We start from the raw sequence: 8,971 nt of genomic DNA on the forward strand, positions 1-8,971 counted from the left end.
CGCCAACCAGCCGGATGCGCAGTGACCTACTGACTTGAATCGCGGGATGGCGTCAGCACGCCATCTCGCGCGTTATATCTCCTCATCTCTTTATTTCCCTTCTGTATGCGCCTTGCGTGCCTCGTGTTGACGGCTGAATGTCGCCAAGGATCCTGCACTTGTCACACTTATCAATATTTTGCATCGATTGAGTCTTTATTGTCGGTGTTTTGGGCTGCCAGTCACACTCAAGTCAGTTGATTGGGCCTAGTATCGCCACGCCAGCGGAACAGCGGAACAGCGGAACAGCGGAAAGCAGAAATGCGCACAGGTCGCCTATCAGGGGGCCTTGGCTACCTCCCTGGTTTCCACGGTTTATCCGCACTGCTCTTTTTCGTGTTTACGGTTTGATGGCCCGCACTGTCCGGCCCGTGTCACCGCGCAGATCCCTTGTGACAGCGGCAGGTTGACTGGCGCGCCACCGCTTATTTGCAACCACTCTGTGCAACAAGGAGATCTCATGCATTCCTTCAAAAAGTGCGTCGTCGCACTCTCCATCAACCTTGCTCTCTTCTCGTCGGCGTTCGCCTGTACCACCTTGCTGGTCGGCAGTGAAGCCAGCGCCGATGGCTCCATGATGGTGGCCCGCAGCGCCGACAGCGATGCCCTGAAAGCCCAGTATTTCGTGATCCATCCGGCCAAGCAGGGGCAGAGCGGTATGCACAGCTCCAAGGCCCACAACGGCGCCAATGATTTCAGCTATCCCTTGCCGAAAAACTCCCTGCGCTATACCACAGTACCGAACTGGAAGACCCAGCTGCACGGCGCCACCGGGTTCAACGAGAAGGGAGTCGGGGTGAGCGGCACCGAGTCCATTTTTGCCTCACCCGAAGCGCTCGCCTTTGACCCCTATGTGGAAGATAAGGGGATCACCGAGGATGACATTCCCGATGTGTTGCTCTCCCGGTCCACGTCGGCCCGCGAGGCGATCACGTTACTTGGCAACATCATCGAGACCATAGGCGCGGGAGAGGGATTTGGCGTCGCCGTGGTGGATGATAACGAGCTCTGGTATCTGGAGACCGCCACCGGCCACCACTGGATGGCGCAGCGTCTGCCGAAAAATCACTATTTTGCCACCGGCAATCAGGGCCGCCTGCAGCAGTACGATCCGGCCAGTGCCGACATGATGGGCTCGAAAAATCTGATTGAATTTGCCACCGAGAAGGGGCTCTACCATCCGCAAAAGGATGGGGCGTTCAACTTCTCGAAAGCCTATACCCGCGATGACGAGCGGGATCGCACCTATAACGATCCGCGGGTCTGGACCATCCAGCAGATGTTCAACCCCTCGCTCAAGCAGACGGTTGATGCCGGTCGCCAGTTCCCGGTCACCCTCTCCCCCGAGAAGAAGATGACGCTGGAGGAGGTCAAGGCAGTGCTGCGCAATCACTATGACGGGACCGAGCACGATCCCTACAGCAAGGGGTTGAACGGTCAGGAGCCGTGGCGCCCCGTCAGTGTGTTCCGCACTTACGAGTCTCACGTGATGCAGGTGCGCCCCTGGATGCCGCGTGAGGTGGGGGAGGTGACCTATGTGGGCCTCGGCATGGCGGACTTGACCGCCTTCGTTCCCTACTACAGCGGTCTGGCAGCCTATCCGGCCCACTATGCCATGGGCAGCGACAAGGCCGACAGCGACTCCATCTACTGGAAATATCGCAAGCTGCAGACCCTGGTGATGACCGATTACCCCAAATTGGCACCCATAGTAAAGCAGGCTTACCAGAGCTGGGAGGCGAAGATCGCCAAAGAGCAGAAAGAGATGGAAGCCAGCTATCTGAAAACGGTCAAAACCGACAAGGCCGTCGCCAACAGCATGCTCAACGGTTTCAATCTGCGGGTGATGCAGGAGGCCGAAACGCTGACCGACGATCTGACCAACCAGATCTTCGCGGTGCGCACCCAGGATATTCAGGCCGATATCTTCTTCGCCAACAAGGCGAAAAAGGACTGATTGCACCCCCATGATGTGGTGGTACGGCAGAGCATGTCGTCATCCATTTCCTCAGTATGGCGATCTTCTTACTGTCACCTTTGTTATCAGAAGACGACATAGCGAAAAGCCTTCACGGGAGTGAAGGCTTTTTTGCATGTATAGCAGTGGCAGCTGTTTGGCTAAAAACGGTACTCGATATGTAGGGTATGGCTGTCCAGCCCCGGGTTCTTGTCATACATATAGGCGTTGGACATGTGCTCATACTGATAGCCGATCAGCCAATTCTTGGTGATGGTGTAACCGAGGCCGATACCCAGGGCGAACTGGAAGGGGCCACCGTAATACTTGTAGCCGTGGCCGCGAGTCCCAAATTGGTACTGATCGAGCCAGACCATTTCGCCGGGGAGCCAGGTCACCCAGTTACCCCATTGGCATTCGATACGGGCGCCGCCCCCCAGTCTGGCGGTCTCTTCATCTTCTACCTTGAGGGTACCGACACGCACTCCCAATCCAAATTGACAGACCGAGTCTCCCCAGCGCCAGAACATGTGGTGGAACTTGGCATCGGCGATGTTGATGTCGAGCTTTTCATTGCTGAAGGCTTTGCCAAGCTGCAGTACCACGATATTGTCATTGGCCATCGTAGCCGGACTGACGAGCAGTGCTGTCAGCAGGCCAATCCTTGATAGAGTGTTAGCGTCCATGCCCCCTCCCGATCCTTGTTGCCATCGTGGTGATCCTGTGGATCACCCTTCAGGCATAGTCAATCGACGCGCTCCCTGTCAATGCATGGTCACTCGGTAAAAAAATTAAATATTTATGAAAAATCAACTATCTGCGATGGTCTGATGTGATTTGGCAGGCGTGACCGCGGGGACATGAAAAAGCCCTTCACCATGGTGAAGGGCTTTTTGCTATCTGACGTTATGCGTTTGGGTTGCTCCGTCCGGGTTTAGTAGCCCTGCTGGTGCACGTCCATCACGGCGCGGCCGGACGGGTCGGCCATCTCCTTGAACTTGGCATCCCACTCCAGCGCGGTGGGGGTGGAGCAGGCGACCGACTTGCCGTAGGGCACGGTGCGGGCGGCGGCTTCCAGCGGGAAGTGCTCGTCGAAGATGGCGCGGTAGAAGTAGGCCTCCTTGGTGAGCGGAGTGTTGATGGGGAAGCGGAACGCCGCTGCTTCGAACATCTGATCCGTCACTTCGGTCTCGACCATGGCTTTCAGGCTGTCGATCCACGAATAACCTACGCCGTCGGAGAACTGCTCCTTCTGGCGCCATGCCACTTCGTGGGGCAGCAGCTCCTCGAACGCTTCGCGCAGGATGTGTTTCTCGATCTTGCCCTTGCCACACATCTTGTCGGCAGGCTGCAGGCGCATCGCCACGTCCATGAACTCCTTGTCGAGGAAGGGCACGCGACCTTCCACACCCCAGGCGGCCATCGACTTGTTGGCGCGCAGGCAGTCATAGAGATGCAGTGATGCGAGCTTGCGCACGTTCTCTTCGTGGAACTCGCGGGCGTTGGGCGCCTTGTGGAAGTAGAGGTAGCCACCGAACAGCTCGTCGGAGCCTTCGCCGGAGAGCACCATCTTGATCCCCATCGCCTTGATATAACGGGCCATCAGATACATCGGGGTGGAGGCGCGGATGGTGGTGACGTCATAGGTCTCGAGGTGATAGATGACATCCCGCAGGGCATCCAGACCCTCTTGCACGGTGAAGTGGATCTGGTGGTGAATAGTGCCCAGATGGTCAGCCACTTTACGGGCGGCGGCGAGATCCGGTGAGCCTTCCAGCCCCACGGCGAAGGAGTGCAGCTGCGGCCACCAGGCTTCGCTGTTGCCATCGTCTTCCACCCGACGGGCGGCGTAGATCTTGGTGATGGCGGAGATCACCGACGAATCCAGCCCGCCGGAGAGCAGCACGCCATAAGGGACGTCGCACATCAGCTGGCGTCTGACCGCCGCTTCCAGCGCGGCTTTCAGCTCGGCCTTGTCGCTGACGTTGTGCTCGACTGCGCCGTACTCCATCCAGTCGCGCTGGTACCACTGTTTAAGCTCGCCATCCTTGCTCCAGAGGTAGTGTCCCGGCGGGAAGGTTTCGACGCTCTTGCAGACCGGCACCAGCGCCTTCATCTCGGAGGCGACATAGAAGTTGCCGTGTTCGTCGCGACCGGTATAGAGGGGGATGATCCCCATATGGTCACGACCAATCAGGTAGGCATCCTGCTCGGCGTCATAGAGGATAAAGGCGAAGATGCCGTTGAGATCGTCGAGAAACGCCGGGCCTTTCTCCTTGTAGAGGGCCAGCAGCACTTCACAGTCGGATTGGGTCTGGAACTGGAAGTCGACCTTGAGGTTCTTCTCCAGCTCTTTGTGGTTGTAGATCTCGCCGTTGACGGCCAAGACGTGAGTGCGCTCGGGGTTGTAGAGCGGCTGGGCGCCATTGCCCGGATCGACGATGGCCAGGCGCTCGTGCACCAGAATCGCTTTGTCACAGCTGTAGACGCCGGACCAGTCAGGCCCGCGGTGACGAAGTCGCTTGGACATCTCCAGCGCCGATTTACGCAATAGAGCCGGGTCGGTTTTGATGTCCAGAATGCCGAAAATAGAACACATTGGCGGTAATCCTCTTGATTTTTATATGAGCCCCCCACGTCCGGGCTCGAAATTCCATTTACATTCCTCGTCAGACACAATGCCTAGCGGAAAAACCTTTTGCAAGCGGGAAAACCGCAGAAAATCATGCCGTAAGCGTCAAGCAGATCAACAGGATACGGGCTGCAGCAACGGGACAGGGTGACGTGAGCGTCAAGCCGCGGCGGGTTCGAAGATCACATAAACCTTGCGACAGGGGGTGAGGGTCTCCCACTCGCCGACAAAGCCTGCCGGAATGACAAATTGATCGCCGGGTTTGAGGGCAAGCTGGCCACCCTGACTGTCGTGGATCACCACATCCCCTTCCAGCAGCTGACAATACTCGTGCTCGGTGTAGTGAATGGCCCAGCGGCCGGGTTCGCAGCTCCAGAAGCCCGCATGAAACTGCTGGCTGGGGTCGGAGTAGTGGTTGCAGACCGTTTGCGCCGGGTTGCCCCCTTTAATGCGATCGGGGGCGGGCATCAGCGGGGTAGGGGTTGCTTCGTGGCGATCGAGCAGGATCCAGTCGTTGAGGGTCTTCATGGTGCATCCTTGGCTTCAGCAGATAGGAAAGCGGGGCCATCTTGGCCCCACGTTTGTTCGTTTTATTAAACGAGGTTGTGCATAACTTAAACGATGCACATTCCCTTGCCAAGGGCCGCTAGCCGCAGGATCAGAGCGGCTGCAAACGGCGGATCACATGGCGGGCAAAGCCGCTGCCCGCTTCGTTGTAGACGTTGAACACAGCATCCACCCCTTGCTCCTGTAGGGAGGCGATATCATCCTCGAAGCGGACGATGGCGGCGATCTTGCCGTTGAACCCGTGGCTGCGCAGCTTCTCGATGGCGTAGAGATTCCCCGAGTGGTGGGGCATCGCCAGCAGCACCAGATTGACCTGATTGGAGAGCAGCACCTTGTCCCAGAAGTCGGTATCGGTGGCATCCCCCTCGATGACGTTCATCCCCTGGGCACGCAGGGTGGGCAGCTTCTCGCTGTCGTTCTCCACCCCGAGGATGACGTTGCCGTACTTGTTCTCCAGCTCGAAGTAGGCCCCCTGACCGATCCGCCCCATACCGAGGATGATCACCTCGGCATCGCCCAGCTCGATGGGCCTGTCTTCCGGATGGAGGTTGCTCGCCTGCAATCCCCGCAGCCAGTGGCCGATGCGGTGATAAATGCGCTCGCTCTGGGCATTGAGGGGAGCGGAGATCATAAAGCTCGCCGCCAGTGCCAGCGAGACTGCCACCAGCCACTCGTGGGAGAGCCAGCCCGCCTTGGCGGCGATGGCGGCGACGATCAGGCCAAACTCCGAGAAGTTGGTGAGCGCCAGGGTCGAGAGCAGGGCGGTACGCACCCGCAGGTGGGCGCCGCTGTAGACCAGATAGTAGAGAACGCTTTTGAGCGGCAGAGCCAGCACCAGCGCCAGTGCCAGCAACATGGTGTCGTGGGTCGGCAGGCCGTTGAGGCCGATGGTGAGAAAGAAGCAGACCAGAAAGAGGTCTTTGAGGTTGAAGAGCGCCTTGGCAAGCCCTGCCGCAGCCGGATGAGAGGCGAGCATCATGCCGATGATGAGAGCCCCCAGATCCGGCTTGAGGCCGACCACTTCAAAACCGGCGGCCCCGACCACCAGTGCCAGAAAGACTCCGAACAGCACCTGCAGCTCGCCGTGACCGGCCCGCTCCAGCAGCTTGAACAGCAGCGGGCGCAGCAGCGGCAGTCCCAGTACCCAGAGCGCCCAGATGCTGGGCCACTTGCCGCTGGAGAAGGCCAGAAACGCCACGGCGAACACATCCTGCATCACCAGCACCCCGATGGCGATGCGGGCGTAGAGGGCATTCATGTCGCTGCGATCTTCCAATACCTTGACCGCAAAGACGGTGCTGGAGAAGGAGAGGGCAAAGCCCAGCAGCAGTGCCAGTTTCCAGTCCAGCGAGAGGGCAAGTTCAAGCCCCAGTCCCTTGCAGACCAGCAGAACTACGGTAAAGAGCAGGGTGGAGAGCAGCAGGTGCAGGCTGGTAGTGCCCCACACATCGCGCCGCATCAGGGTCTTGATATTGAGCTTGAGACCGATGGTGAACAGCAGCAGGGTGACGCCGAGATCGGCCACCTCGCTCAGGGCGGGGGTATTTTGATATCCCATGCCGTTGAGGATAAAACCGGCGGCCAGAAAGCCGAGCAGGGGGGGCAGGCCAATCAGATTGACTACCATGCCGCAACCAAAGGCCACGGCGATCAGAATGGGTTCCATAACAGATCCTGCAAGGGCAGGAGAGACCTGCCCTGTTTAACGCTTGGGTGGTGATTAGACGATATCGATGTCGACCACGGAGTCGAAGATGTGGTTCGGTCTGAACGGCATGCGGTCGATATCGGCGACCTTGCTCACCCCGGAGAGCACCAGCACCGTCTCGAGACCGGCCTGAAAGCCCGCCAGAATGTCGGTGCGCAGGTTGTCGCCGATGATGATGGTGTCGTCGGAATGGGCCTCCATCCGGTTGAGCGCCGCACGGATGATCCAGGCGCTTGGCTTGCCGACATAGAACGGCTTCTTGCCGGTCATCCGCTCGATGGGGGCGCACAGGGCGCCGCAGGCCGGGTGCATCATGGGGCCGTGGGTATCGGGGTTGGTGGCGATAAAGCGGGCCCCCTGATCGACGAACTTGGCTCCCTGTTGCATCATGGTCCAGTTGTAGTTGCGGGTCTCGCCCACCACTACGAAATCCGGGTCGATGTCGGTGATGGTGAAACCGGCCTTGTAGAGCTCGTGGGTCAGCGCCCCTTCACCGATCACATAGGCCTTCTTGCCATCCTGACGCTTGAGGAAGTCGGCGGTGCCCATGGCGGAGGTATAGAAGCACTCCTCCGGCACTTCGATCCCGGCGGAGCGGAAGCGGTTTTGCAGATCTTTCTGGGTCTGGGCCGGGTAGTTGGTGAGGAACAAGAGCTTGCTACCCTGCTCCAGCAGGCGATGGACGAAACGGTCGGCACCGGGGATGAGATCGTTGTTGTGCAGGATGACACCGTCGATATCGCAGATGACGTTCTTCTTCATGAAAACTCCTTGTCAGGGCGCAGGCTAGCCGCCAATCGTTAAGATGTTCAATCATTTATGATTTTTGTGACGCCATTATAAGTCTGTTTGATGACAAGTCTCCCCTGTCTCGCCACTTCGGTGCACAATAAAGCTGCTGTCGGGTCAGTCTGGTGGAGGGGCTGACGCCGGATCACTTTGCTGATGGAGCCGTCGCTATGGACACCCCGATTCCCAAGCCAGTCACACCCGAACACCTCACCGCCGCGCAATTTATCGCCGGACTGCCGAAACTGGAGCTGCACCTGCATATCGAGGGCAGCCTCGAACCCGAGTTGATGTTTGAGCTGGGTCGCCGCAACAATATCCCGTTGCCCTGGCCCGATGTGGCCAGCGTACGCGCCGCCTATGACTTTGACTGCCTGCAATCCTTTCTCGACCTCTACTATCGCGGTGCCAGCGTGCTGGTGACCGAGCAGGATTTCTTCGACCTCACCTGGGCCTACCTTGAGCGTTGCGCTGCCGACAAGGTGGTGCATGTGGAGATCTTCTTCGACCCGCAGACCCACACCGCTCGCGGTGTCCCCTTTGCTACTGTGCTGGGCGGTATCGAGCGGGCGCTGCAGACCGGGGAGAAGGAGTTTGGCATCAGCTGGCGCCTTATCATGAGCTTTTTGCGCCACCTCAGCGAAGAGGATGCCTTTGCGACGTTGGAAGAGGCTACGCCCTTCCTGTCACGCATTCACGGCATCGGCCTTGACTCGGGGGAGCAGGGCAATCCGCCGACCAAGTTTGCCCGGGTCTTTGCCAAATGCCGCGAGCTGGGGCTGCCGGTGGTGGCCCATGCAGGTGAAGAGGGGCCTGCCGACTACATCTGGCAGGCGATCAACGAGCTGCAGGTATGCCGCATCGATCACGGAGTGCGTTCGGCAGACGATCCCGAGCTGCTGCGCTATCTGGCGGATACCCGGCTGCCGCTCACCGTCTGCCCCCTCTCCAACACCCGGCTCAAGGTGTTCGGCAATATGGTCCAGCACAATGTGTTACGGCTGCTGGAGCAGGGGCTCTGCGTCACCATCAACTCGGACGACCCTGCCTACTTTGGTGGCTATATGAATGCCAACTTTGTGGCGCTGGCCGATGGCCTTGGCGCGACCATGAGTCAGCTCTGCCGCTTGTCGCTCAATGCGGTGGAGGCGAGCTGGCTCTCTCTGGCCGACAAGGCGAGGCTGACCCGGGAGATCCGCAGTTATGCCGCGACCCACGGGGTGATCCTGCATTGAGTCAGGAGCCAATGAAGTCGAGATGACATGCACTATATAAAGAG

The 8,971-nt window shown here is 59.0% G+C and carries 7 protein-coding genes; 2 read left to right on the forward strand and 5 right to left on the reverse strand.

Annotation, left to right across the window (positions count from 1 at the left end):
- Positions 1-499: 499 nt before the first annotated feature.
- The gene (locus AACS18_RS10910; RefSeq protein ID WP_108614245.1) at positions 500-1,996 is read left to right on the forward strand and encodes a C69 family dipeptidase; all 1,497 of its coding nucleotides are present in this window, start codon (positions 500-502) and stop codon (positions 1,994-1,996) included.
- A 161-nt stretch (positions 1,997-2,157) separates the two neighbouring features.
- On the opposite strand, the gene AACS18_RS10915 is transcribed toward AACS18_RS10910, so the two are convergent.
- The 5 genes from AACS18_RS10915 to AACS18_RS10935 all read right to left on the reverse strand — a co-directional run bounded on the left by AACS18_RS10915 (position 2,158) and on the right by AACS18_RS10935 (position 7,665).
- Positions 2,158-2,682 (reverse strand): acyloxyacyl hydrolase, encoded by a 525-nt coding sequence (locus AACS18_RS10915; protein ID WP_108614246.1) that lies wholly within the window; start codon positions 2,680-2,682, stop codon positions 2,158-2,160.
- A 248-nt stretch (positions 2,683-2,930) separates the two neighbouring features.
- The gene (gene asnB / locus AACS18_RS10920) at positions 2,931-4,595 is read right to left on the reverse strand and encodes an asparagine synthase B (RefSeq protein ID WP_108614247.1); all 1,665 of its coding nucleotides are present in this window, start codon (positions 4,593-4,595) and stop codon (positions 2,931-2,933) included.
- A gap of 192 nt (positions 4,596-4,787) precedes the next feature.
- The gene (locus tag AACS18_RS10925; RefSeq protein ID WP_108614248.1) at positions 4,788-5,156 is read right to left on the reverse strand and encodes a cupin domain-containing protein; all 369 of its coding nucleotides are present in this window, start codon (positions 5,154-5,156) and stop codon (positions 4,788-4,790) included.
- Positions 5,157-5,286: 130 nt separating this feature from the next.
- The gene (locus tag AACS18_RS10930; RefSeq protein WP_108614249.1) at positions 5,287-6,861 is read right to left on the reverse strand and encodes a cation:proton antiporter family protein; all 1,575 of its coding nucleotides are present in this window, start codon (positions 6,859-6,861) and stop codon (positions 5,287-5,289) included.
- A gap of 54 nt (positions 6,862-6,915) precedes the next feature.
- Entirely contained in the window at positions 6,916-7,665 is a 750-nt protein-coding gene (locus AACS18_RS10935; RefSeq protein ID WP_005337281.1) for an HAD-IIA family hydrolase, read from the reverse strand.
- Between the two features lie 197 nt (positions 7,666-7,862).
- On the opposite strand from AACS18_RS10935, the gene AACS18_RS10940 reads away from it, so the two are divergent.
- The gene (locus AACS18_RS10940; RefSeq protein ID WP_108614250.1) at positions 7,863-8,927 is read left to right on the forward strand and encodes an adenosine deaminase; all 1,065 of its coding nucleotides are present in this window, start codon (positions 7,863-7,865) and stop codon (positions 8,925-8,927) included.
- The last annotated feature ends 44 nt before the right edge of the window (positions 8,928-8,971 follow it).

The sequence above is a fragment of the Aeromonas sp. HMWF015 genome, assembly GCF_963878965.1.
GTDB classification, from domain to species: Bacteria; Pseudomonadota; Gammaproteobacteria; order Enterobacterales; family Aeromonadaceae; genus Aeromonas; species Aeromonas veronii.